The organism is Streptomyces sp. NPDC005266 (assembly GCF_040607655.1).
Classification (GTDB): domain Bacteria; phylum Actinomycetota; class Actinomycetes; order Streptomycetales; family Streptomycetaceae; genus Streptomyces.
Map to the genome: position 1 here is coordinate 106,139 of NZ_JBEXHC010000002.1, position 24,547 is coordinate 130,685.

18 protein-coding genes and 3 pseudogenes are annotated in these 24,547 nt (G+C 69.1%); 15 read left to right on the forward strand and 6 right to left on the reverse strand.

The features are described from left to right. Positions 1-178 precede the first annotated feature (178 nt). A complete protein-coding gene (locus ABZU99_RS04055) occupies positions 179-952 on the forward strand; it encodes a FadR/GntR family transcriptional regulator (protein ID WP_355951897.1) in 774 nt (257 codons plus the stop codon). A 266-nt stretch (positions 953-1,218) separates the two neighbouring features. Continuing rightward, positions 1,219-1,533, forward strand: a pseudogene (locus ABZU99_RS04060) (SRPBCC family protein); the annotation flags it as partial. A 165-nt stretch (positions 1,534-1,698) separates the two neighbouring features. Here the strand turns inward: ABZU99_RS04060 and ABZU99_RS04065 are convergent. Continuing rightward, complete coding sequence (locus ABZU99_RS04065) at positions 1,699-4,011, reverse strand: FdhF/YdeP family oxidoreductase (protein WP_355950785.1); 2,313 nt, start codon at positions 4,009-4,011, stop codon at positions 1,699-1,701. A 29-nt stretch (positions 4,012-4,040) separates the two neighbouring features. Further along, on the reverse strand, positions 4,041-4,562 hold the full coding sequence (locus ABZU99_RS04070; RefSeq protein WP_355950788.1) for an SRPBCC family protein: 522 nt from the start codon (positions 4,560-4,562) through the stop codon (positions 4,041-4,043). Positions 4,563-4,996: 434 nt separating this feature from the next. Between ABZU99_RS04070 and ABZU99_RS04075 the strand changes: the two genes are divergently transcribed. The 3 genes from ABZU99_RS04075 to ABZU99_RS04085 are packed head-to-tail and all read left to right on the forward strand — an operon-like array spanning position 4,997 to position 9,782. After that, entirely contained in the window at positions 4,997-6,496 is a 1,500-nt protein-coding gene (locus tag ABZU99_RS04075; RefSeq protein WP_356047906.1) for an AMP-binding protein, read from the forward strand. Between the two features lie 41 nt (positions 6,497-6,537). Beyond that, on the forward strand, positions 6,538-8,355 hold the full coding sequence (locus tag ABZU99_RS04080) for a DUF3556 domain-containing protein (protein WP_356047908.1): 1,818 nt from the start codon (positions 6,538-6,540) through the stop codon (positions 8,353-8,355). After that, entirely contained in the window at positions 8,352-9,782 is a 1,431-nt protein-coding gene (locus ABZU99_RS04085; RefSeq protein WP_356047910.1) for an NAD(P)/FAD-dependent oxidoreductase, read from the forward strand. Before ABZU99_RS04080 ends, ABZU99_RS04085 begins: the two co-directional genes overlap by 4 nt. Before the next feature lie 352 nt (positions 9,783-10,134). Here the strand turns inward: ABZU99_RS04085 and ABZU99_RS04090 are convergent. Further along, positions 10,135-10,503 (reverse strand): annotated as a pseudogene (locus ABZU99_RS04090) (formate dehydrogenase accessory sulfurtransferase FdhD); the annotation flags it as partial. Next, positions 10,500-10,829: an STAS domain-containing protein gene (locus ABZU99_RS04095; RefSeq protein ID WP_356047912.1), complete on the reverse strand. Its 330-nt coding sequence runs from the start codon at positions 10,827-10,829 to the stop codon at positions 10,500-10,502. The gene ABZU99_RS04095 and the pseudogene ABZU99_RS04090, both read right to left, overlap by 4 nt. 226 nt (positions 10,830-11,055) lie before the next feature. On the opposite strand from ABZU99_RS04095, the gene ABZU99_RS04100 reads away from it, so the two are divergent. Further along, positions 11,056-11,412 carry a helix-turn-helix domain-containing protein gene (locus tag ABZU99_RS04100; protein WP_355950800.1) on the forward strand — a complete coding sequence of 119 codons (357 nt, stop codon included), beginning with the start codon at positions 11,056-11,058 and terminating at the stop codon, positions 11,410-11,412. Positions 11,413-11,857: 445 nt separating this feature from the next. On the opposite strand, the gene ABZU99_RS04105 is transcribed toward ABZU99_RS04100, so the two are convergent. Next, positions 11,858-11,986, reverse strand: coding sequence for a hypothetical protein (locus ABZU99_RS04105; protein ID WP_355950802.1), 129 nt, complete (start codon positions 11,984-11,986; stop codon positions 11,858-11,860). Between the two features lie 147 nt (positions 11,987-12,133). On the opposite strand from ABZU99_RS04105, the gene ABZU99_RS04110 reads away from it, so the two are divergent. Both ABZU99_RS04110 and ABZU99_RS04115 read left to right on the forward strand, forming a co-directional pair. Further along, a complete protein-coding gene (locus ABZU99_RS04110; protein WP_356047914.1) occupies positions 12,134-13,597 on the forward strand; it encodes a protein kinase in 1,464 nt (487 codons plus the stop codon). 102 nt (positions 13,598-13,699) lie between these two features. Further along, on the forward strand, positions 13,700-16,372 hold the full coding sequence (locus ABZU99_RS04115) for an NACHT domain-containing protein (protein WP_356047916.1): 2,673 nt from the start codon (positions 13,700-13,702) through the stop codon (positions 16,370-16,372). Between the two features lie 253 nt (positions 16,373-16,625). On the opposite strand, the gene ABZU99_RS04120 is transcribed toward ABZU99_RS04115, so the two are convergent. Next, positions 16,626-17,090, reverse strand: coding sequence for a MarR family transcriptional regulator (locus ABZU99_RS04120; protein ID WP_356047918.1), 465 nt, complete (start codon positions 17,088-17,090; stop codon positions 16,626-16,628). Positions 17,091-17,207: 117 nt separating this feature from the next. Here ABZU99_RS04120 and ABZU99_RS04125 point away from each other — a divergent pair. From ABZU99_RS04125 to ABZU99_RS04155, 7 genes and pseudogenes are all read left to right on the forward strand, one after another. Further along, positions 17,208-17,321, forward strand: a pseudogene (locus ABZU99_RS04125) (zinc-binding dehydrogenase); the annotation flags it as partial. Between the two features lie 90 nt (positions 17,322-17,411). After that, positions 17,412-18,116 (forward strand): type 1 glutamine amidotransferase domain-containing protein, encoded by a 705-nt coding sequence (locus ABZU99_RS04130; protein ID WP_356047920.1) that lies wholly within the window; start codon positions 17,412-17,414, stop codon positions 18,114-18,116. A gap of 126 nt (positions 18,117-18,242) precedes the next feature. Beyond that, entirely contained in the window at positions 18,243-19,562 is a 1,320-nt protein-coding gene (locus tag ABZU99_RS04135) for an aldehyde dehydrogenase family protein (protein ID WP_356047922.1), read from the forward strand. Between the two features lie 1,276 nt (positions 19,563-20,838). Beyond that, positions 20,839-21,036 carry a hypothetical protein gene (locus ABZU99_RS04140; protein WP_356047924.1) on the forward strand — a complete coding sequence of 66 codons (198 nt, stop codon included), beginning with the start codon at positions 20,839-20,841 and terminating at the stop codon, positions 21,034-21,036. A gap of 285 nt (positions 21,037-21,321) precedes the next feature. Continuing rightward, positions 21,322-22,080 carry a 3-oxoacyl-ACP reductase FabG gene (gene fabG, locus ABZU99_RS04145; RefSeq protein WP_356047925.1) on the forward strand — a complete coding sequence of 253 codons (759 nt, stop codon included), beginning with the start codon at positions 21,322-21,324 and terminating at the stop codon, positions 22,078-22,080. 155 nt (positions 22,081-22,235) lie between these two features. Further along, positions 22,236-23,429 carry an acyl-CoA dehydrogenase family protein gene (locus tag ABZU99_RS04150; RefSeq protein ID WP_356047927.1) on the forward strand — a complete coding sequence of 398 codons (1,194 nt, stop codon included), beginning with the start codon at positions 22,236-22,238 and terminating at the stop codon, positions 23,427-23,429. A 484-nt stretch (positions 23,430-23,913) separates the two neighbouring features. After that, a complete protein-coding gene (locus ABZU99_RS04155; RefSeq protein WP_355950834.1) occupies positions 23,914-24,522 on the forward strand; it encodes a flavin reductase family protein in 609 nt (202 codons plus the stop codon). The last annotated feature ends 25 nt before the right edge of the window (positions 24,523-24,547 follow it).

Genomic DNA, 24,547 nt, shown 5'->3' on the forward strand with positions numbered 1-24,547 from the left:
AGACCATGCCTTGGTTTCTTCCACGCTAGGCACGGTGGCGATCGGCTGTCCAGGGGTCGACGCCAGAATTTTCTATGGTCAGACCAAAGGTCGGTCTCCTAAAGAGTAGGATCAGATGGGAGAGGGAAGATCGTCATCACGCCTGGTGATGCAACCGATGCAGGGGGAAAGGGCCGCCATGGCTGATATGACCGCAGCCTGGGAGCCGGTGCCGCGCTCCAGGACCTTCGAGCTCGTCCTCGCCCGGATCGAGGAGCAGATTCTGGCGGGCAACCTGCGCGTCGGTGACCGGCTGCCACCGGAACGCGAGCTCGTCGAACTCCTGGGAGTGAGCCGGGCCGCCGTCCGCGAGGCCCTGCGCGTCCTGGAAGCACAAGGCGTACTCAGGTCCCGGGTGGGCACGGGGCCTGCCTCCGGCAGCGTGATCGCCGCCATGCCGAGCGATGGCCTCAGCCAGCTGCTGCGTTTCCACATGGCACTGGCGAACTTCCCGCTCATGGATGTCATCGAGGCCCGGGCCACGCTGGAGCGGTCGAGTGCTCGGCTCGCCGCCGAACGCGCCACCGAGGACGATCTCGCCCGCATGCGGGCTCCGCTCGTCCGCATGGACGAGGCCGGAATGCCCCGCGAGCAGTTCAACGACCACGACACCGAGTTCCACGTCGCCATCGCCGAGGCGGGTGGCAACCGGCTGATGGCCGACATGACGATCGCCGTCCGCAATGCCGTGCGGCTCACCCTGCTCACGGCGTTCCACAAGATTTCCGACTGGGAAGCGGTGGCCGCGCGGCTGCGGGCGGAACACCACGCCATCTACGACGCCATCGTCGAGCGGCAGCCCGAGCGGGCCGGCGATCTCGTGGAGGAACACATCCGCGGCTTCCACCGCGATGTGGTCATGACGGTCCTGGAATCGGAGAAGCCGGGCGGCCGTGCACCCCGTCGGGGGTAACGCTCCGCCGAAGCGCCTCCGGGACATCGCCGCGGCACCGCTGGCCGACGACGGCATGTGGGCGCGGCGCAAGACGGCTTGCCCTCATGGCGTATGACGGGGGCTCAGATCGGTGATCTTGGGTGTAGGCCGGTGACATTCGGATACTTGCCGTTCATAGGGTCGCCGGCGGGACTGCGTGAAGCCGATCGGACCCTGACGCGGCAGGCGGGCCGCCCGTCCCGTGTCCGTGGGCTGACCGGCTGCCCCGACCGGACCCGTTCACTGTGGACCCGCAACGAACCGAAGACGAAGGAGAGCGCCGCACGTCGCAGGTGGAGGAGTCCATCGAGGTCAACGTCCCGGTCCGCACGACCTACAACCAGTGGACCCAGTTCGAGACCTTCCCCGAGTTCATGGAGGGCGTGGAGCGCGTCGAGCAGCGCACCGACACCCTCACCCACTGGGTGACGAAGATCGACGGCGTCCAGCGGGAGTTCGACGCGAAGATCACCGAGCAGATCCCCGACGAGCGGGTCGCCTGGACGACCGTGGACGGGGAAGCGAAGCAGGCCGGCGTGGTGACCTTCCATCGCCTCGACGACAACGGCGGGTGACGCCCTCACCACCAATGTCGAGGCACAGGAAGAAAGTCATGGAGAGCGAGATTGACGGCCCCGGAGCCGGGCGCCTCCCTTAGCGGGTGACGGATCCCCGGCGCGGCCGGCCGGGGCTCCGACGGAGACGACGTGTGTGTGCCCGATCCCTCATGGCAGGGAAACGCTCGGCCGGGAGCTTGTGGGCTCCAGCCGGACCACGATCCCCTTTGACGTCGGTTGGTTGCTGATCTCGGCCACGCTGTCGAGCGGCACCAGGACGTTGGTCTCCGGGTAGTACGTGGCGGCGCAGCCGCGTGTGGTCGGATACGGGACCACCTCGAAGTCCTCCGCGCGGCGCTCCACATCGTCGGTCCACACTCCCACCAGGTCGACGAACTGTCCTTTGGCCAGACCGAGTTCGTTCAGGTCCGTCGGGTTGACCAGCACCACTCTGCGGCGCCCGTGGATGCCCCGGTAGCGGTCGTTCTCCGTGTAGGGAATGGTGTTCCACTGGTCGTGGGAGCGCAGGGTCTGCAGCACCAGGTGCCCTTCGGGGGCTTGCAACATGTCCCAGGCGTTGCAGGTGAACAGGGCCTTGCCGACGGAGGTGGCGAAGACCCCCTCGTTGACCGGGTTCGGCAGCCTGATGCCACCGGGGCGGGCCACCCGCCGGTTGAAGTCGTGGAACCCCGGAACGACGTGGGCGATGCGGTGACGGATCGCCCCGTAGTCGGCCTCGAACCGATGCCACGGGATGCCGGCCTTGCCGTCGAGGGTGTGGCGCGCGAGCCGGCACAGGATGGCGACTTCGCTGAGCAGCAGCCTGGAGGCCGGCTCCAGGCGCCCATAGGAGGTGTGCACCTCGCTCATCGAGTTCTCCACGGTGACGAACTGCTCGCCGCTGGACTGGATGTCCCGTTCGGTGCGGCCCAGGGTCGGCAGGATGAGTGCGGTCCGGCCGCAGACCGTGTGCGACCTGTTGAGCTTGGTGGAGATCTGCGCGGTGAGGCGGCATCGCCGCATGGCCTCCTCGGTGACCTCACTGTCCGGAGCGGCCCGGACGAAGTTGCCCGCGAGTGAGAGGAAGACCTTGATCCGGCCCTCGCGCATGGCCCTGATCGAGTTCACCGAGTCCAGCCCGTGGGCACGAGGCGGATCGAAGCCGAACTCTTGCCGCAGCGCGTCCAGGAAGGAGTCCGGCATTTGCTCCCAGACGCCCATCGTGCGGTCGCCCTGCACGTTGCTGTGCCCCCGCACCGGGCAGGCCCCGGCTCCGGCCCTGCCGAGGTTTCCGCGCAGCAACAGGAAGTTCACCATCTCCCTGACGGTGGGGACGCCATGCCTCTGCTGCGTCACCCCCATGGCCCAGCAGACGATGATGCGCTTGCTGCGCAGGACATCGTCCCGGACCTCCTCGATCTCCTGGCGGGTCAGTCCGGTCGCGGTGAGGATGTCGTCCCAGGCGATGGTGCGGACGTGCTGGGTGAACTCCTCGAAGCCGCTGGTACTGGAGCGGATGAAGTCGTGGTCGAGTACGGTGCCTGGCCGGGCGTCCTCCGCCTCCAGCAGCAGCCGGTTCAGGCCCTGGAACAGCGCCAGGTCGCCGCCGCAACGGATATGGAGGAACCGATCGGCGATCTGGGTACCGCGTCCGATCACCCCGCGTGCCTGCTGCGGGTTCTTGAACCGCAGCAGGCCGGCTTCCGGCAGGGCGTTCACCGCGATGATGCGGCCGCCGTTGCGTTTGGCCTGCTCCAGCGCGGAGAGCTGGCGCGGATGGTTGCTTCCGGGATTCTGCCCCACCAGGAAGATCAGGTCGGCGTGGTGCACGTCATCCAGGCTCACCGTGCCTTTGCCCGTGCCCAAGGTCTCGTACAGGGCGAAGCCGCTGGATTCATGGCACAGATTGCTGCAGTCGGGCAAGTTGTTGGTGCCGAAAGCCCTGGCGAAGAGCTGCAGGACGAAAGCGGACTCGTTGCTGGCCCGGCCCGAGGTGTAGAAGACCGCCTCGTCGGGGGAGTCCAGCGACTTCAATTCCGCGGCGAGCAGATCCAGGGCGTCATGCCAGCTGATCGGCTCGTAATGATCCGAATCCGGCCGCTTGACCATCGGTTCGGTGAGCCGGCCCTGCTGGTTCAGCCACAGGTCGGAACACCGGCCCAGCTCGGAGACCGCATGCGTGCGGAAGAAGTCGGCGGTGACGCGCCGCGCTGTCGCCTCGTCGTTGATGTGTTTGGCGCCGTTCTCGCAGTACTCGTTGCGGTGCCTATGGCCGGGGGCGGGGTCGGCCCAGGCGCAGCCGGGGCAGTCGATGCCGTTCACCTGGTTCATGGTCAGCAGCGTCGTTGCCGTTCGCCGGGCCGTCGTCTCGTCGAGGGAGTACTCCAGCGCGTGTGTCACCGCGGGCACTCCCGCCGCCCACTTCTTGGGCGGAGTCACGGAAAGCCGTTCCTTGGGCTCTTGCCTCGGCGCCTTCTTCATCAGGTGAGTCTCGCTCTCTCGTACGCGGGTCAGCCGACGGGCCAGCGAGCAACCCGGCTCCTTGGCGGTTCCGCTTCCGCGGGCTGTACGTGTCCGTTGTGGATGGCCCCGCGCCAGGCCCCGCTCTCTTCCCCCAGGCCCTCGATGAACTCTTTGAAGTGCCCGAGTTCGTTTCGGACCACACGGCGCGTGAGACCCGAGGAAGCGGCCGTGAGGAAGGCTGCGACTCCGCGCGGCCTGAGCTCCATGCGCATGGTGACCGCGGCACGGTCCGGTGCCATGGAGCGGAACGACACCTCACCCCAGTGGGAGGGGCGCCGATCCAGGCTCCGCCAGGCGAGAAAGGAGTCCGGCCGCTGCTCCACGATTTCCGCCTCGAACTCGCGACGCACCGGGCCGAACCCGATAACCCAATGGGTGATAGTGGGTCTGACCTGCTCGACCCTCTTCACCGCGTACATGAACCGCGGAAAGCTCTTGAACTGGGTCCACTGGTTGTAGGCGGTACGTACCGGGACCGCGACCTCAATCGTCTCGTCGATGGTGCTCATGGCTCACCTGTCCTCAGGTGCTGCTGCCCCTCAGTGTCGGCGTCTGACCGGGAGGCCGCCATTTGGATCGCGTCCAAGAGTGAGGGGAAGGCCCCGGATACGTTCCCACCGTTCGCGCCCTTGTTCACAGGCGCGCCCGACCTGCTCGCGGATCTGGTCGACGAAGAGGAACGTCGCGCTGGGCCGGCACACGGGCGTATGCCAGGGCAGCGAGCAGGGAACGCATGGCAGCGCCGTGGTCGAGGGCCAACGAGTGTTCTGTCGGCATGCACGGCATGCACGGACTTTACGCCGCCGACCTCTCGCCCGCGTTTGTGCCCGCGATACGAAAGGCGGCGCACATCTTGTGACGCGCACCCGTCGTCGCCGTGACGCGGCGGGCCCTACGTTCGCCTGGATTCATCCATCGACTCACCTCTGAGGTGCAAGCCCGCATGAACTTGAGTTGCCTGCCTGCTGTGCGCCGCGAACAGGCCCCTGACGCGCCGGCCGTCGCCGACGAGGCGCACGGCAGCCTGTCGAATGCCGCCTTCGCGGACCTGATCGATCGGTATGCCCGCCACTTCGCCGGCCAGGGACTTGGCCCGGGAGACATCGTCGCGGCCAAGCTCCCCAACAGGGTCGAACTGGTGGTGGCCCTGTTCGCCGCCTGGCGGCTGGGAGCCGCGCTCACCCCGGTCAACCCGGCGCTGACCGCGGCGGAGACGCGCTACCAGCTTGAGGATGCCCGAGCCAAGATGCTCGTCGCGGAGGAACCGCCAACCGGTGTCTCCGAGGCCGTCCCCGAGTCCGTCACCGTCCTGACGCCGGCGGAACTGGCCGGACCGGCTCCACAGGTGGCCGCCCTGCCCGAGCTGCCCGCTGATCCGGACACCGGGGGAGACGATCTCGCCCTGGTGATCTACACCAGCGGCACCACCGGACGCCCCAAGGGCGTCGCGCTGCTCCATCGCAACATTGACGCGATGACCGCCGCCATGGTCGAGTCGATGAAGCTGACCGAGGCCGAGCACAGCCTCGTCATCCTGCCGCTGTTCCACGTCAACGGCATCGTCGTCGGCATCCTGTCGCCGCTGCGTGCGGGCGGCCGGGCCACCATCGTGGGACGCTTCAGCGCCAAAGGCTTCTTCACGGCATTGGAAAAGGCCCGCCCCACCTGTTTCTCGGGTGTCCCGGCGATCTACGCGATGCTGGCGAACCTGCCCCCCGAGGTGCAGCCGGACACCTCCTCGCTCCGCTTCGTCGTCTGCGGCGCGGCTCCCATGCCTCCGCAGCTCATCGACGTGGTGGAGCAGCGGTTCGGCGTGCAGCTGATTGAGGGATACGGGCTCTCCGAGGCGACCTGCGCTTCGACGTCCAACCCGCTGGACGGCTTGCGCAAGCCCGGCACGGTCGGGCTGCCGCTGCCCAACCAGACCGTGGCGATCATGGGTGAGGACGGTCGGCTGATCACCGACGGCGGCGTCGGGGAGGTTGTCATCTGCGGCCCGACCGTGATGCGCGGCTACCTGGGCAGGCCGGAGGAGACCGCCAAAACCATCCGGGACGGCTGGCTGCACACCGGCGACTTGGGCCGGCTCGACGAAGACGGCTATCTGGTCCTCGTCGACCGCGTGAAAGACATGATCATCCGAGGCGGGGAGAACATCTACCCCAAGGAGATCGAGACCGTCCTGCACGACCACCCGGCCGTTCTCGAGGCCGCCGTGGTAGGACGCCCCGACGACGTGCTGGGTGAAGTGCCGGTGGCCTTCGTGTCCGTGCGGGACGGCGCAGAGACCTCCCCGGCCGGCATCACCGCGTTCCTCACGGCGCGACTCGCCCCCTACAAGCAGCCTGCCGAGGTCTTCATCGTCCCCGAGGTCCTGAAGAACCCCGTCGGCAAGATCGACAAGCCCATGCTGCGCCGCCAGGCGCTCATGCCCGCCCACTGAGCCTCGGCACGGCCCCAACGAGACGCAAAGGTGTAATCGTCATGGGCTTCATGAAACCCCAGCTGCCGCCGGTCGACGCCGACACATTCCGTACCCTGCCGCGCCAGGAGCGCCTGAAGCTGCTCACCCGGCACTGGGTCGAGCACGGCTTCGGCAGCCCCTACGCGGTGTACCTGTTCTACGTCGCCAAATGCCTGCTCTATGCCGGGGGCGCGGCGCTCGTGATCTCGCTGACCCCGGGGCTGGGACCGGTCGCCGAGGCCGCCTCCTGGTGGTCCGAACCGATCGTCTACCAGAAGCTGATCGTCTTCACGCTCCTGTGGGAGGTGGTCGGCCTGGGCTGCGGATCCGGCCCGCTCTCGTCCCGCTTCAACCCGCCGATCGCATCGATCCTGTACTGGCTTCGGCCGGGGACAATCCGGCTCCCTCCCTGGCCGGACAAGGTACCGCTGACGCGCGGTGACCGCCGTACCGGTGTCGATGTCCTGCTGTACGCCGCTGTTCTCGCCTCGGGTGTGTGGCTGCTGAGCCGGCCAGGTGACGGAAGCCGAATCGAAGGCTTCGGTGACGTCGGCCTGCTCGATCCGCCGGCGGCCGTGCCGCTCATCGCGTGTCTGGCGGTGCTGGGCCTGCGGGACAAGACCGCCTTCCTCGGGGCGCGTGGCGAGCAGTACTGGCTGTCGCTGCTGATCTTCTTCTTCCCCTATGGCGACATGTTCATCGGCTTCCAGCTCGTCATGCTGGCGCTGTGGTGGGGGGCGGCGACCTCCAAGCTCAACCACCACTTCCCGTTCGTGGTGGCGACCATGATGAGCAACGCACCGCTGATCCCCTCCGGCCGCCTCAAGCGGGTCTTCTATCGCGACTACCCCCGCGACCTGCGCCCCTCACGTCTGCCGTTCGTGCTCGCCCATGTCGGTACCGCCACCGAGTACGGCGTCCCGCTCTACCTGGTGTTCTTCGGCGACGGCGGCTGGTGGACGTGGGCGGCCCTGCTCTACATGACGGTCTTCCACCTCCATATCCTCTCGACCGTACCCATGGGCGTGCCACTGGAATGGAATCTCTTCTTCATCTTCTCGCTCTTCTACCTCTTCGGTGCCCACGGCGACCTGACGATCTGGGACCTGCGATCGCCCTGGCTGCTCGCCGTGATCCTGCCGAGCCTGCTGCTCCTGCCCATCCTCGGCAACGTACGGCCCGACCTCGTGTCTTTCCTGCCCGCGATGCGCTACTACGCGGGCAACTGGGCCACCAGCGCCTGGGTGTTCACGGGCGATGCTCTGGCGCGCCTGGAAGGAGGTCTGACCGCGGCGTGCCGGCTTCCCACCCACCAGCTGGAGGCCCTCTACGACGCTGACACCGCTCTGCTCATGGCCGGCAAGGCGCAGAGCTGGCGATCCATGCACTCCCACGGCCGCGCCCACAACGGACTCATAGACCGCGTCACCGCCGGCCAGGACGACGTCGTTGTGGTAGACGGGGAACTGATCGCCGGATTCGCGATCGGCTGGAACTTCGGCGAGGGCCACCTCCACAACGACCAGCTGCTGCGCGCCGTCCAGGCCCGGTGCGGCTTCGCTCCCGGCGACGTCCGGGTGATCTGTCTGGAGGGCCAGCCCATCCACCGTCAGACTCAGGCGTACGAGATCCACGACGCCGCCCTCGGCCTGCTCGAACGCGGCCACGTCAAGGTGCACGACATGCTGACCCGGCAGCCCTGGCCCACCGACGGCCCCAACTACCCCGTCTACGGCGTCCAGTCTGCGCATCCGCTCCGGCCGACGCCCAACGAAGCGCGGTCCGCGGAAGCCGATGGCTCCGTCGCGGGCGTGCCGCCCCTGGACACGGCGTCATGACGTCCGCGGCCATCGTCGGCGGCGGGCCCAACGGGCTCGCCGCCGCGGCCCTGCTCGCCACAGCCGGCCTGCAGGTCACCCTCCTGGAAGCCGCCGACGAGGTCGGCGGCGGCACCCGCAGCCACGAGGCCATCCTGCCCGGACTGCTGCATGACCACTGCTCGGCCATCCACCCCATGGCCGTAACCTCACCGGCGCTTCGCTCTCTGGACCTGGAGCGTCACGGGCTGCGCTGGCGGCTGGCGGACATCGACTGCGTGCACCCGCTGGACGACGGGAGTGCCGGGGTACTCCTGCGCTCCGTCGAGGACACCGCCCGCATGCTCGGAGCCGACGGCAACCGCTACCGGGCACTCATCGAGCCGTCGGTGCGCCACTGGGACGCGCTCGCCCAAGACGTGATGGGCCCCCTGCTGCGGATCCCAACGCACCCGATTCTGCTCGCGCGCTTCGGTCTGCCGACCGTACTGCCCGCCACCGTCCTCGCACGCCTTTTCACAACCCCCCAGGCACAAGCCCTGTGGGCCGGCGTCGCGACGCACGCATTCCGCCCGCTGTCCCACCCGCTCGGCTCGGCAGTCGGACTCGGCATCCTCACCGCCGGCCACGCCGCCGGATGGGCCGTCGCCGAAGGCGGCTCACAGTCCATCGCCCGCAGCATGGAGAACGTGCTGCGCAAGCACGGCGGCACGATCCACACCGGCGTGCGCATCACCAGCTGCACGCAGATCCCGCCCGCCGACGTGACCCTCCTCGACCTCGACCCCGGCCAGGTCGCCGCCATCTACGGCGACCGGCTGCCGGCCCGTGTGCGGGCCGCCTACCAACGCTTCCGCCGCGGTCCCGGCGCGTTCAAGATCGATCTTGCCGTCGAGGGCGGCGTGCCCTGGACGAACGAGCACGCACGACGTGCCGCCACCGTGCACCTCGGCGGCCCGCTCGCCGAAGTAGCTCAAGCGGAGAAAGACGTGGCGGCCGGACGGATGCCCGGGCGTCCCTTCGTCCTGGTCGGCCAGCAGTACCTGGCAGATCCCTCTCGGTCGGTCGGCGACGTACACCCCGTCTGGGCCTACGCCCACGTTCCGCACGGTTACGACGGAGACGCCACCGAAGTGATCCTCGAGCAGATCGAGCGATTCGCCCCCGGCGTTCGCGAACGCATCGTGGGCCGGCAGGTCACCCGGCCCGCCGACTTCGCCGCGGCCAACCCCAACTTCGCCGGCGGCGACATTCTCACCGGAGCCAAGACCATCGCCCAACTCCTCCTCGGCGCCCGCCCCGCGCTCGACCCGTACGGCACCGGCCTGCCCGGAGTGTTCCTGTGCTCGGCTGCCACCCCGCCCGGCCCCGGAGCCCACGGCATGTGCGGCGCCGGAGCGGCAACATCCGCACTGCGCCACCTCGGAATCCAACCCGGTATTCACTGAGGCCCGGGATCCCCGGGGAGGCGTTCCAGGGCGGCGGCGACCTCGGTGTGCCGTGCGATCTTGGTCAGGGCGCGGGCCATGACCGATCCCGGCTCCCGGGCGGTGATCACCGGTCCGGCCGCCCCGTCCGGGCGGGCTCGACCAGTGGCACCGCCCGCATGCCGTGCGGGATGCCGAAGACGTGCGGCCAGGTGTGCGGCACCATGCCCGCCCACCGGCCGGTCCTGACGTGGGCGAACAGTGCGGCCACTGAATCGCTCTCGACCCGGGGTGACGGCCGTAACCGGGCCTCGGCGGACAGCTCGTCCAGCACCTGGCGCACCTGCACGGCCCCGGTCAGCAGCACATACCCGGCGGCGTGCAGACCGCCGGTGCTGTCGAACACCCGCTGGGCCGCCCGCAGCCGGTCGGGGAGGGCCGCCAGTACCTCCGGTCCGATGCGCAGCCGGTCCTCGGCAACCGACCACGCCGCCGAGGTGCGTACCGCGTCCAGGCCGGCCTTGCCACACAGTCCACACGAGGATGTGGTGTGGAGGTTCCGCTCCAGCGACGCGTCGGGGGCGGCCACGCCTCGGGCCAGGGCGACGTCCACCACGTTGTAGGTGTTGCCGCCGTCGGCCGTGGCGCCCGCACAGTAGCGGATCCCGGCCACGTCGTCGGCGGCGTGCACCACGCCCTCGCCCACCAGGAATATCGAACAGTCGGCATCAGCTGCTGTCACATCTCCTGATGTGTCTCCGCTTCGCCTCTGGAATGGGCGAACAGCGGCGATGTGCCGGTCAGCGCGAGCACTCGCTTGACTATGGGGCTGGGGGAGCGAATGGCGACGGTCCTGCCGTCCGCCAGCGCCTCTTGACGCAGGCGCAGCAGCACATTGAGGGCTGAGCAGTCCCAGAACCTCACCGCTCTCAGGTCCACATCAACACCTCGGACAGAACGGTGGAGGGCGTTCCGCAGGGTGTACGTCAGGGGGGCAATGGCGTCGTAGTCCAATTCGCCACGGACCACGACCACCACCCGGGCCCCCTCCGGATAGCTCTCGGTCACGAAGGTCTGCCGCTGGCGTCGGGCGGTCGAGTCGTCTGATCCCGCGGAGGCGGCATCCCTGGGCGTCGTCCGGGGTCCATGTCCGGACTCCGGCGTGGCGGCCTCTCCTGTGCCCACCTGTCTGCCTCCCCTTCCAAGGTGACCCCGCGCACGTAACACGACTAGATTTACACGAACTCTGGTTCATGTTTTCACGTACGTGCGTCTGTGGCAATATCATCTAGCCATGGACGGAGTGCCTGAACCGCACACTGGATGGACGTTCCTGACCAACCACGCCCGCGTGCTGGCTGCCATCGCCGATGACCCGAACGTGCGCATTCGCGATATCGCCGCGCACTGCAGGCTCACGGAGCGTGCCGTCCAAAAGATCATTTCCGACCTGGAGCAGGACGGCTACCTGTCTCACACACGTGAGGGACGCACGAACACGTATCGCATCGAGCCGGGGAAGGTCCTGCGCCACCCGGCCGAAGCCGGGCTCACTGTGGCCTCTCTGCTCTCCCTGCTCGTCGAGGACGAGGCCCACCGTGCGGAGGACGCCGGGAAGCCATCCGCCGGCGGGCACCACGCCGCCTCCTGACCCATTCCGCCGGCGCCATCGCCGTGGCCCAGGGGTTACACCTACGACGCCCTGCGCCGCGGTACAGCTCGAGGGCGCCGCCGCCCCCAGCTGCGTGAGCGGTTCCATGGCGACTTCTGGATCCCGGGAGTCGGCTTCCTGGCCCTGGATGGTGAGGGCCGCCGCGCCGACACCCTGGCCTCGGACGCCGGTCATCTGCTGTGGTCGCGCATCCTCGACGCGCATCCTCGACGCGGATCACGCCCGTGCGGTCGACCCCGGCCCCGGCCCCGGCGCCGGCACCCGGCACAGCGCGCTCACTGCCCGCCCCGGCCAAGCCATGGACGTTCGTGGAGACGCCGACAGGGCGCCCCTCAGACCGCCATCTCCAGCGCGTCGGCCAGTTCTGCGGCTGTCGTGATCTCTATGCCGGGTTTGTCGACCAACGCGGCGTCGACGACGGCCGTCAGTCGAGAGCCTGTCGCGGATGAGGCCAGGGGCTGCGCTTCGTGTCTCGGAACACCTCGGCGCGCTCTGCGGCAGACATCGCTTCGGTCGCTGCGGGATCGGCGTACATCAGCACCGTGTACGTCATGCCACAACCCTGGCACCGAGTCCGGTGAACGTATGTGGTCACCGCACCAGAGGCCGGTTCGGGTGGATGTGCGGGGCCGAAGTGGGTACACGGCGCGAAGCATTGTCGATGCTCGGACCTGCTCGTAGTGACAGTAACGGAGACCAGATGAGGGCGCACCGATCAATCGTGCCGTCGGCACTCCGCGTGTCCGCCGACGTCGTGGGCGGACGATACCGGTTGGACGCCAAAATCGGTACAGGAGGCGTCGCCGACGTGTACCAAGGGGTGGATCTTCGCCTCAGGCGACCGGTGGCCGTCAAGATTTTCCGGCCCGGCTCCGACGCGGAGATGGAAGAGCGCTTTGCCGACGAAGCCGTCCTTCTGGCGCGCATGCGGCACCCGGGACTGGTCACGGTCTACGACGCGGGACGGCACAAAGAGCGTGCCTACCTGGTCATGGAACTGGTCAAGGGCCCCACTCTGGGCCAGCGCATATCGACGGGGGTCATGACGTCCGAGCACGTCGCCGAGCTCGGCGCCGCTCTCGCGTCCGCTCTCTCCCATGTGCACACCGCCGGAATCGTGCACCGTGACGTCAGGCCCTCGAATGTCCTGCTGGACGCCGAGGGCAACCCACATCTGGCTGATTTCGGCATCTCGCGGATGATCGGCGCGACCCGGCACACCGACTCCGGAGCGCTGATAGGCACCGCGGCGTATCTGGCACCGGAGCAGGTCCGGGGCGAGGGCACAGGGCCGTCCGCCGACGTCTACGCGCTCGGCCTGGTGCTGCTGGAATGTCTGAAGGGGCAACTGGAATACGACGGAACCCCATGGGAAGCCGCCATCGCTCGCCTTCACCGACAGCCCGAAATTCCCTCCTCGGTGCCCCCGGGCCTGGCCCGCCTCCTGGGTGCCATGACAGCACTCGACCCGGAGGCACGTCCCAACGCCGGCCGGTGCGCCCAAGCGCTGTACGCCCTCGGTCGTGGTCCGGGCCCCGTACCACCTGCGGCAGGATTCGCCGACCCCGGCACCGCCCTCACCGTTGAGAGCATGGACGGACGGGACACCGGACCGCTTACCGGACAGCAAACGGCCCCGGGAGGCCGGAGCCTCTCGCCCGCGCTGACACCCAACAGGCCGGCCCCCGCCCGGCCGACGGCCAAGCCGGGCACCCCGCCACAGCGTGGCCAAGGCCCCGGCCGCGCCCGTCGCAGGGTGCTGGTCCCGGCCGCGGCAGTCCTCACGGCGGTCCTGGGGGCGACCCTGGCCCTCTCCACCGACCACGGTGACACCAGCGCCGACCGGCCCACCAGCGCCGACCGGCCCACCAGGGGCGACCGGCCCACCAGGGGCGACCGGGCCACCTCGACCGCCCAGCCGCCGACCACCACGGAAGCGGAGAGCGCTCCGAAGACGCATCCCCAACCGACCGCACCGCCCTCCGGCTCCCCCCCGCGGGCTCACAGCCCCCTGACCCCGTCGGGTCCAGCCCCTGACGTCAAACCCCAGGATTCGACAGCCCCACACCCCGAAAGCCCCGCAACCGGACAACCTGAACACCACAAGCCGCCCAAGCAGAAACCAAAGCCCAAGCACCATCCCGGGAAAAAGCACGGAAAATGATCTCCCGGGAGCTACGGGCCCAGCAGGCCGGCCGTCACCCCCACGTGGGGCGCAAGGCTCGTTTCGCGTATGCGCCCCTGACCCCGACCGGACAATGCCGCCATGGGCATGAGCGGGCGGACTCGGCGGGACGGTGTCATCTTCATCCTCCTGGCAGTAGGCGGGGCGGCCGCCGCCGTATGGGTGGCGCACCGCTTCGATCTCCAGCCGGCTGGGATTGTCACGGCTCTCCTTCCGTCTCTGGGGAGCCTGTATCTGTCCTGGGCGGCCTTCCGTTCCGACCATGCCGACGGCGAAGCAGACCGGGAACCGCCGTACATCGCCGATCAGTTGGCGGTCGCGGTGCGTGGACAGTGGGAGGCCGAGGCTAGGGTACGGCGCATCAGTGACCCCTATCCGCTGCCGGTTTCCTGGCACGCCGCCCACGCGGATCTGGCCGAACCCTGGCCGCTGCTGCGGGAGATGGCCTCGCAGTGGCCGTCGGGACGGTCCTGCGACCCCTCCGGCTGGGCGGCCGACCCGGCCGGGCTGGCGGGGGCGGGCGGACAGATCGCCGATGTGTTCCTGCGCCGTACGCCCACCCGCCGGCTCCTGATCCTCGGTCCACCGGGAACCGGTAAGACGGTGCTGCTCATCCGCCTGCTGCTGGCCCTGATCGGGGAGCGTGCGGAGGGCGGCGCGGTCCCCGTTCTGTTCCCGCTGGCATCCTGGAACCCCACCGAGCAGCCCCTTGACGCCTGGATGGCGGAACGGCTCGCTCGGGACTACGCGGGCCTGGGCAGCCCCGCCGGGGCATCCCACGCGGACCAGTCAAGCCATGCCCGGACACTGCTGGAGCGCGGACTGATCCTGCCGATCCTGGACGGTTTTGACGAGATCCCCCAATCGTTACGCGGCCAGGCACTCGCCGTGATCAACACCTCTCTTCCGCCCGGCCAGGCGCTCGTGCTGTCCAGCCGCGTGGCGGAATACCGCGACACGCTCACCCCGGCCACCGGAGTACCGATCCGGCTGGTGGGCGCGGCCGCCGTAGAGCTGCGGCCGCTAGCCGCCGCCGACATCGCCGGCTACTTGCGAAGGGACGCGGGCGGACCTGGCGCCGCGGCGGCCCGCTGGGAGCCGGTGATCAGCCGCCTGGGCACACCGGCCCCCGTGGCCGAGGCCCTGAACACACCGCTGATGCTCTTCCTGGCCAGGACGGTGTACAACCCGCGGCCAGGCGAGCACGACGCCACGCTCCCCGACCCGGCTCGGCTGTGTGACCGCGTACGCTTCCCCGACAGCGCGGCCGTACGGACCCACCTGTTCGACGCGTTTCTCACCGCGGCCTACCGCCCGCACCCCCGGTATCCGTGCCGGTGGTCTCCACAGCGAGCCCGGCACGCTCTCGCCTGTCTGGCGCGACTTTTGACCCACACCCTCGGCGGAACGACCGACCTGGCGTGGTGGCAGCTGCACCGGGCTCTGCCGCCCCGCGCCGCCCAACTGGCCGCCGGAGCGGCGGTCGGGATCATGGCATGGTTCACCGCCGGAGTGATGGGCCGGCTGATCGCCGCAGTGGTCGGCCTGGACAGCGGATGGCTCACCGGACCGCCCGCCGCGGTCGTGGCGGGGCTGGCGGGCGGGATCGCGGGCGGCATCGGCTGCGGGCTTGCCGCAGGGCTTACCGGAGGCGTCGCGGAAGGATTGACGAACGCGCTCGTCACCGGGCATGCGCATGGGCTCATGACCACCATCGCGAACGGACTCGCGTACGGCTTCGCCGGCGGGGTGGTCGGCGCTCTGTCCAGCAGGCTGACGGCTCGGCGCGCCGGAGCGATCCGGGCATCCCAGCCGCGCTGGTCCTGGGACTGGCGCGGCTTCGCCGTGGGTCTCGTCTCCGGCGGTGCCCTCTGGTTCTCCTTCCGGCCCGTCTTCGGCCCCGCGGCCGCGAGCGTCGGTGCACTGGTGAACGCGGTGGTGTACGGCCTGGCGGGCGGGGCCACCGGCGCCCTGGCGAGCACTCTCTCCGCGGGCCGTCCCCATCCGGCACCGGCGATCCGGACGCAATGGTCCTGGGACTGGCGCGGTTTCACCGTGGGCAGCGTCAGTGGCCCCGCCGTGGGCGTCACCCACTGGGCGGTCCTCGAGATCCAGGCCCGGATCAACGACCAATCCGCCTACTCCTACGCGGACATGCTCTCGTTCGTGTGCGCCTACGGCCTTGCCGTCGGCCTTGCCCGCGGACTGAGGGGCAAACCCGCCGACCTCGCCACGGCCGTCGGTCCCGCCGCGCTCCTCGCCCAGGACCGGTGCACCTTCCGGAAGCTGTGGATCACGGTCGGGCTCGCGGTGGGCAGTGCGTTCCTTCTCTGCTACGGCGCCGCGTACCTACTCAACGGCGGACTTTCTTACGGCATCACCCGCGGCACCGCACACACGGAGGGGATGGCGCTCAACCCTGCCCACATTCTCGTCCGCGGCCTGGCGTACGGGGCGACGATCGGCTTCGCTGCCGCACTCAGCCAGACCGCGTGGTGGTACTACGACCTCGCACGTCACCATCTGGCACTGCGTCGGTGCGTACCTCGCGACCTGACGACCTTCCTGGCAGACGCACACGAACGACGCGGCGTACTACGGCAGGTGGGAGCAGTCCACCAGTTCCGCCATGTCGATCTGCAACACCATCTCGCCATGCCGGCGCCACCGAACGAACCCCCGGCAGCAGCCCCGGGTGTCCCACGGGCGCGGTCGCCCTGGTTCGTACCCACTCGCCACCGGCCCGGGCCTTGAGGTTGGTGAAGGTGTACAACGGCCACCGGCAGACTGCGCTACCGGAGCTGTACCCCACCGAGCCCGGCCATCCTTGCCCCATGAAGCACTTCCCGGGCCGTCCGTCGACGGTCGCCGCGGTGGCGCCCACGGGGGAGCAGTACTGCCCGGACTGAGCGCCGGCCCGGCTGCCGGGGCTGCCGCCCGAGGGGCAACAGTCCCGTCAGCTGCGCCGCTGGAACCATATGACATTCACGGCGCCACCCGGCCACGGTCAGGCCGTCTCGTCCGGGTGCATGCGCCCCAGCAGCTCATAGAGGCTGCGGCGGCCCTCCTCGTCGAGGCGGGTGAGGGCCGCCGAGGTGGCCCGCATATCGGCGCGGATCCGGCGGACGACGTCCTTGCCCTCTTGTGTGGCGACCACGTTCTTGATCCGTCGGTCGGTGGGGTCGAGATGTCTCGAGACCAGCCCGTGCGCCTCCAGTCGGTCGACGAGCCCGGTGATGTTGGACGCGTCGCAGGTGAGCAGTCCTGCGAGGGCCCGCATGGGCAGGGGCTGCCGCAGCAGGATGAGCATCTTGGCCTGTGTCATGGTGAGCCCCTGTGCCGCGGCGGCCGCGGTGAGGTCCCGGTAGTAGCCGGCGGCGGCGCGTGCCAACCGCTCCATGAGGGCGACGGGGGTAGGGGTGTCGCCCTGCGGGGTGGGGGCTGGATGCGGAGCGGAGGGGCGGGAGGCCATGCCCCGAGTATAGCAGTATTTGACTTCCTCAACCATTGACCCTACGGTCGGTTCCATTGCTTGAGTGCGTCAAGCATCTACCTATTGTGAATCTACCTATTTTGAGCTGAACACGGCGGGGAGCTGCGGGTGGAAGTGGCCGCCACGTTCCCGCTCGAGCGGGCCGCCGACGCGCAGCGGATGAGCCGCGAGGGCCACACCCGCGGCAAGATCGTCATCACTGTCGCCTGAGCCACCGCTCGCCTGGGCACCATGCCCGGCACCCAAGAAGCCACCGCCACCATCGTGCGCCCTTGCGCGCCCCATATGAAGGAGATAGACATGACCGCGGTTCTGTTCGTCGTTACCGGCGCCGACCACTGGACACTCGCCGACGGCACCCAGCATCCCACCGGCTACTGGGCGGAGGAGCTCACCGCACCGCACCGGCTGTTCCGCGAAGCCGGTTTCGACGTCACCATCGCCACACCGGGGGGCGTGACACCGACGGTCGACGCCGCCAGTCTCACTCCGGAGTCCACCGGCGGCAGGGACCAGGCCGACGCCATCGCCACGTACCTCGAGTCCATCCGCGCCGACCTGGAGAACCCGGGCAAGCTCGAAGAGGCCGACCTCGACGCGTACGACGCCGTCCTCTATCCCGGGGGCCACGGCCCCATGGAGGACCTCGCCGTCAACGCCGACTCCGGTCGCCTCCTCACCGCCGCATTGGACTCCGGCAAACCGCTCGCTGTGCTGTGCCATGCCCCCGCGGCCCTGCTCGCCGCCCGGCGCGAGGACGGCACCTGGCCGTTCGCCGGTTACCGTGTGACCGGCTTCACCAACGATGAGGAGACCGCAGCCGGCTTCGCCGACAAGGCCAAGTGGCTGCTCGAGGACCGCCTGGTGGAACTGGGTGCCGACTTCCACGCCGCCGCCCCGTTCAGCGCACACGTCGTGGCGGACCGCAACCTGCACACCGGCCAGAACCCCGCCTCCTCCGCGCAGCTCGCCCAATCCCTCATCAGCATCCTGAACCGCGCCTGAACCCCGTGCCGGCGCCCAGGCCCGCCCCGTGGCGCCGGCGCCGCGCGGGCAACCGGCGCCTGCCCGCGCCGTGACCGCTGCGCCGACAACAGGTCCTCGCCCATCCACCTCATCTGAGAGGCCATCATGACTACTTCCGCACCCGAGCAGCCGGCCGAGCTCAACGCGCGGCTGCGTGCCACCTTCCGCGCCGGCACTACGAAGCCTCTGACCTGGCGTACTGGTCAGCTGCACCAGATGCGCACGCTGCTCACCGAGCATGGTGAGGACATAGCCGCCGCCCTCCGCGCCGATCTGGGGAAGAGCGCCTCCGAGGCGTACCGCACCGAGATCGACTTCGTCATCCGCGAGATCGACCACACCCTCGACCACCTCGAGGGCTGGCTCCGGCCGGAACCCGCCCCGGTCCCTGCGCATCTGGGAGAGGCGAGCGCGTGGACGCAGTACGACCCGCTGGGCGTCGTCCTGATCACCGCCCCCTGGAACTACCCCGCGCAGCTGCTGCTCGCGCCCATGGCCGGTGCCCTGGCCGCAGGCAACACCGTGGTGGCCAAGCCCAGCGAACTGGCCCCGGCCACCTCCGCGGTTCTGGCCCGCCTCCTGCCGCGCTACCTCGACACCGACGCGGTCGCCGTGGTCGAAGGCGGCGTCCCGGAGACCACCGCTCTCCTCGAAGAGCGCTTCGACCACATCTTCTACACCGGCAATGGCACCGTGGGCCGCATCGTGATGGCCGCGGCCGCCAGGCATCTCACCCCCGTCACCCTCGAACTGGGCGGGAAGTCACCGGCGTTCGTGGACCGCGGCACCGATGTGGACAAGGTTGCCGCCCGGCTGGCGGCGGGGAAGTTTCTCAACGCCGGACAGACCTGCGTGGCGCCCGACTACGTCATCACCGACCCCGGAACCGCTCGCGCTCTGGAAACCGCCCTGGCCAAGGCCGTCGACGCGCTGTACGGGCCCGACCCGGCCGCGTCCCCGGAATACGGCCGCATCGTCAACGACCGCCACTTCGGCCGGCTGACCGCCCTCCTCGACTCGGGACGGCGGGTCATCGGCGGCGGGTACGACCGGGACGCCAAGTACATCGCTCCGACCGTGCTGGCCGAGGTGTCCCCGGACGCACCGGTCATGCGAGAGGAGATCTTCGGCCCGATCCTGCCGATCGTAGAGGTGGCCGGGCTGGACGAGGCCATCGCCTTCATCAACGACCGCGACAAGCCGCTGGCCCTGTACGCGTTCACCGAATCGGACACCACCCGGGAACGGCTGGCGGCCGAAACCTCCTCGGGCGGCCTCGGAATCGGTCTGCCGGTGGCCCATCTCACCGTCTCGGACCTGCCGTTCGGTGGCGTCGGCGAAAGCGGTATGGGCAGCTACCACGGCCGTTACTCCATCGAGACCTTCAGCCACCGCAAAGCCGTCCTCGCCAAGCCCCTCAGCTGACCCGGCCCGCCCGCGGCATCTCGTGCCGTTGACGGCGCGCTGCCCAGCTGCTGACCTCCACTTACACGCGGGGCCTGGGTGAGAACCTCACTCGACAGGGGACCTACGCAGGTCACGGCCGCCTCCGCTGGCCGCGGATCGAACCGCAAGCAGGCGGGCACGGCGTACCGGGGCGGTAACGGGGTGCCGCGGTGGCGGCCACCGCACACTCCGAGCGCTTGGCCGTACTCGGAGCATCGCGCGGTGGCCGCCGGGCTTTTGTCGCGGGCCATGGGTGCCACCTGCGTAGGGCGCCGACGGATCGCCGCGCCCGGCGCCCGCAACTGCCCGTAGTCCTTGTTCCTGGTCATGTCGACCGGGAACAAGCACTCCTTCGTCAGCCTCGCGGAAGCCTGTGTGACGAAGTCGGCCTTCACTGGGCAGTTCAGGCGGAGGGCGAACTGCCGGTGCTTGTTCCGGGGTAAGCACCGACTCGGCATTGCCAGGTGCCCGATTCATCAGGGTCTTCCCAGATGACCTCGTCTTGTGTGAGGCGAGGCCTGGCCGGCCGGTGACTACCAGGAACCAGTGGAAGGCCCACGGAGCAGAGCTCGACGTAGGCGTCCGGGATTCGGTCGGCGAGCTGGAAGAGGATGTTCGCATCCGTTCCGTTGCCGTCGACGGAGAACCCGACCCCCATACCCGAGCTGTCGGAGACCAGAATATCCACGTACCCTTCCGCGCTTGACTCGGTGTATGTGGTAGTTGGCTCCTCTGCGACGCCTGCCCAGTGAAGGTCGTGCAGCACCTTCTGGGCGAGTCCTTCGACTCGGGGCACCTCGCCTCCTTTTCATGTAGGCACTGCACTATCTTCACGCAGGTGGGGCGCCATCGTCCCCATGGGGCCGGGTGTACTCGTCGCCGGCTGGTCAGATCAGCGTGATCGCGCATTCGAACACAGTGTTGATGGTGCGTGTGCGGTTGCCGGCCATGGGACGGGGTGACGCCGACCGCCGGCGCCGGGGCCTTTGCGGTGAGACGTCCAACGGATCCCGCCGTGCGCGGCGTCGTGAACCGATGACGGAACGCTGTTGGCCGAGGCTCCGCCGTGGCCGCCGCCTCGGCCGGGCGGAGATGGTTGGGCCGTGCAAGCTTCGAGTGGGTGTTCGGGGCGACCCCCCTTCACAGCCGGCCGCGACACGGGCTACAGTCCCAAAAACTTCCAGCGCTAGTTTTAATTCCGAGGCGCGTCCCCGCTCAACGCGCTCCCTTGCACCCGACCGCGAGGTGTACTCCCATGCATCGTGAACTCACACCGGAGCAGGTCATCGGCGCGACCTGGCCAAGGGCCGGATGCCGTTTCCCGGCGGGCTGTGCCGACATGGTCCGGGCCGGATCGGAGGCGGCCGTGCGGCACCCGGGGGAGTGCAAGCGGTCCGGCACGCCGACCGCCGGGCACCAGTCGCTCCAGAAGACGATCGAGTCCAGAAGATGATCGAGGACACCGCCGTCGTCCTCGGCGCCGCCCGGTCGGCGACCTGGCGGGTCGCTGACCGCATCGGTGAGGGCATCAGCCAGATCCACAAGCCGCTCATCGCACCCGCCTTCACCGGTGCCGGCCCCATCGGTCGAGCTGCCCGTTCCACACCCACTCGCGCCCAGCCAGCGCGCGCCGCGGGCTGGCCACCATGTGCGTCGGCGTCGGCCAGGGCAGCGCCGTGGTCGTCGACCGCGGCTGACACCCACCCCTCACAAGGCATCACCGATGGGAGACACGTTCATGAGCAGGTTCACTGACAAGGTCGCTGTCGTCACCGGAGCCGCCCGGGGCATCGGCGCGGCCACCGCCCTGCGCCTGGCCGAGGAGGGCGCCGCCGTCGCCGTCGTCGATCTGACCGCCGAGAGTGGCGAGACCGTCGCGGCGCAGATTCGGGAGAAGGGCGGCGTCGCCCGCGCGTACGGATGCGACGTCGCCGACCTCGATGCCGTCGAGGCCGCCTTCGCACGGATCGCCGAGGAGCTGGGCGGGCTGCACATCTTGGTCAACAACGCTGGTATCACCCGCGACAACCTCTTCTTCAAGATGCCGAAGGCCGACTGGGACGCTGTCCTCACCGTCAACCTCACCAGCGCTTTCAACTGCGCCCAGGCCGCACAGACGTACATGGTGAAGCAGCGCTACGGCAAGATCGTCTCCCTCAGCAGTCGCTCCGCTCTGGGCAACCGCGGTCAGGCCAATTACGCCGCCGCCAAGGCCGGTATCCAGGGACTCACCGCGACCCTCGCCATCGAACTGGGCCCGTACGACGTCAACGTCAACGCGGTCGCCCCCGGTTACATCGCCACCGCCATGACCGCCGCCACCGCCGAGCGGGTCGGCTCCGTACCCGAGGAGCACCAGCGGCTGGCGGCCGAGCGCACCCCGCTGCGCCGCGTCGGGCAGCCGGAAGAGATTGCCGCCGTGGTCGCCTTCCTCGCCAGCGACGATGCCTCGTACGTCAGTGGCCAGACTCTGTACGTCAACGGCGGAGCCCGCTGACACCGGGCCGCGCCGGTGAAGTCGACCGTACGTCCCCGTGACACGGTCGCAGCCGATTCAGCCGCGCCCCTGCGGTCTGCTTCTCGGGCTGTTCTCGTCTCCACCTGGTCGAGACAGCGTTTCGATGTCCGTCACATCAGCAGTGAGGAAGCTCAGTGAGCAACAGCGATACTCTCGCTCCGTTCGACCCGATTGACCCGCTGGGCCTGGACTCCCAGCTCTCCGAGGACGAACTGGACGTCCGCGACACCGTCCGGAAGTTCTGTGCGGAACACGTGACCCCCTACGTCGCGGACTGGTTCGAGGCCGGTGATCTGCCGACCGCACGTGAACTCGCCAAGGAGTTCGGCAGGCTCGGCGTGCTCGGCATGCACCTCGAGGGCTACGGGTGCGGTGGCGCGAGCGCGGTGCACTACGGTCTGGCCTGCCTGGAACTGGAAGCCGCCGACTCGGGCATCCGCTCGATGGTCTCCGTGCAGGGCTCACTGGCGATGTACGCGATCTGGGCGAACGGTTCGGAGGAGCACAAGCAGGAGTGGCTGCCGCGTATGGCCGCCGGCGAGGCCATCGGGTGCTTCGGTCTGACCGAACCCGACTCCGGATCCGACCCGGGCTCGATGATGACCAGGGCCCGGCGCGACGGCACGGACTGGGTCCTCAACGGCCGAAAGATGTGGATCACCAACGGCAGCATCGCCGACGTCGCCGTGGTCTGGGCGTCCACCGAGGACGGGATCCGTGGTTTCGTCGTACCGACCGACACGCCCGGATTCAGCGCCCACAAGATCAAGCACAAGCTCTCCTTGCGGGCGTCGGTGACCAGCGAACTGGTGCTGGACGACGTCCGTTTGCCCGACAGCGCGATGCTGCCGGGGGCGAAGGGGCTCTCCGGACCACTGGGCTGCCTGAGCGAGGCGCGGTACGGAATCATCTGGGGCGCCATGGGCTCCTCCCGGTCCGCCTGGCAGGCGGCGCTCGAATACGCCAAGCAGCGTACGCAGTTCGGCAAGCCGATCGCCGGCTTCCAGCTCACCCAGGCCAAGCTGGTCGACATGGCGGTGGAGCTGAACAAGGGCCTGCTGCTGGCCCTGCACCTCGGTCGTCAGAAGGACAGGACCGGCCTGCGTCCCGAACAGGTCAGCTTCGGCAAGCTCAACAACACGCGCGAGGCACTTGAGATCTGCCGGACCGCGCGCTCCATCCTCGGCGGCAACGGCATCTCCCTGGAGTACCCGGTGATCCGGCACATGGTGAACCTCGAGACGGTGCTGACCTACGAGGGCACCGCCGAGATCCACCAGCTGGTGCTCGGCCAGGCGTTCACCGGGCACAGCGCGTTCCGTGGATAGCGGACGCGGCCGGAGCCGGCGGCTCGGCCTCTCGCGTACGAGCACGGGGCGGACGTCCAGCTCGCGGCGATTGAGCCGGTTCGACCAGGCCGCACGGATAACCGCCATCCCGCCCCCGTAACGGTCCCAGGGAATCACACGTGGGCTGCGCCACCAGCTCGCGAACAGGTCCGTACAGGACACCGCTCAATGAGGAGGGAAACCCGGATGACCGCAAAGGCGCAGGCGGCGTTCGAGCGAGCCCTGCGGGGTTCCAGAACGGGGCCCGGCGGATCGGCAACCCACTCGACCGAGACCGCACGAGCCACCTGACTCGCCTCGACCTCACACTCACTGTCTGGCGGCCCATCAGCAAGAGAGTCCGACCGGCCAGGGTGGGCATGGAGGTGCTCAGCTCCGGACCGGGCACCTTCCGTGGAACTGCCAGGGGTGAGGCCGGGGTCCGTCGTTGGGATGGGCCGCCGTATGCGCGGATACTGGCGGCATGCGTATCGATTTTGATCCCGAGGCCATGGACCGGACCCCCTTCTACAAGCTGCTGACCTCGGTGGTCGTGCCGCGGCCGATCGCCTGGGTGTCCACGATGCCGGCGGACGGGACGGCCAATCTCGCGCCGCATTCCTTCTACACCGTCTCGTGCGTCTCCCCGCCGATCGTGCAGTTCACGTCCGTGGGGCGGAAGGACTCGCTGCGCAATGTTGAGGACACCGGTGAGTTCGTGGTGAATCTCGCTCCCGAGGATCTCTTTGAGCAGGTCAACGCGACCGCGACGGACTTTCCGCGGGGGGTCAGTGAGTTCGGGGCGGTGGGGGTGGAGCAGGAGGCCAGTGTCCGGGTGAAGCCGCCGCGGGTGGCAGGGTCGCCGGTGGCGTTGGAGTGTGTGCTGCACAGCACGGTGGGGCTGGGGGACTCGACGGTGGTGTTCGGGCGGGTGGTGCATGCCGCGGTCGACGAGGCGGTGATGGTCGACGGCCATCCCGAGTTCACCAAGCTGCGGCCGCTGTCCCGGCTGGGGAAGAACGAGTGGGGCACGGTCGGCCAGGTGCTGGAGATCGCTCGGATCCGTTACGCGGACTGGGAGGGTCGGCTGTAGGGACTTTACGGGGAAGGGGCGGCCG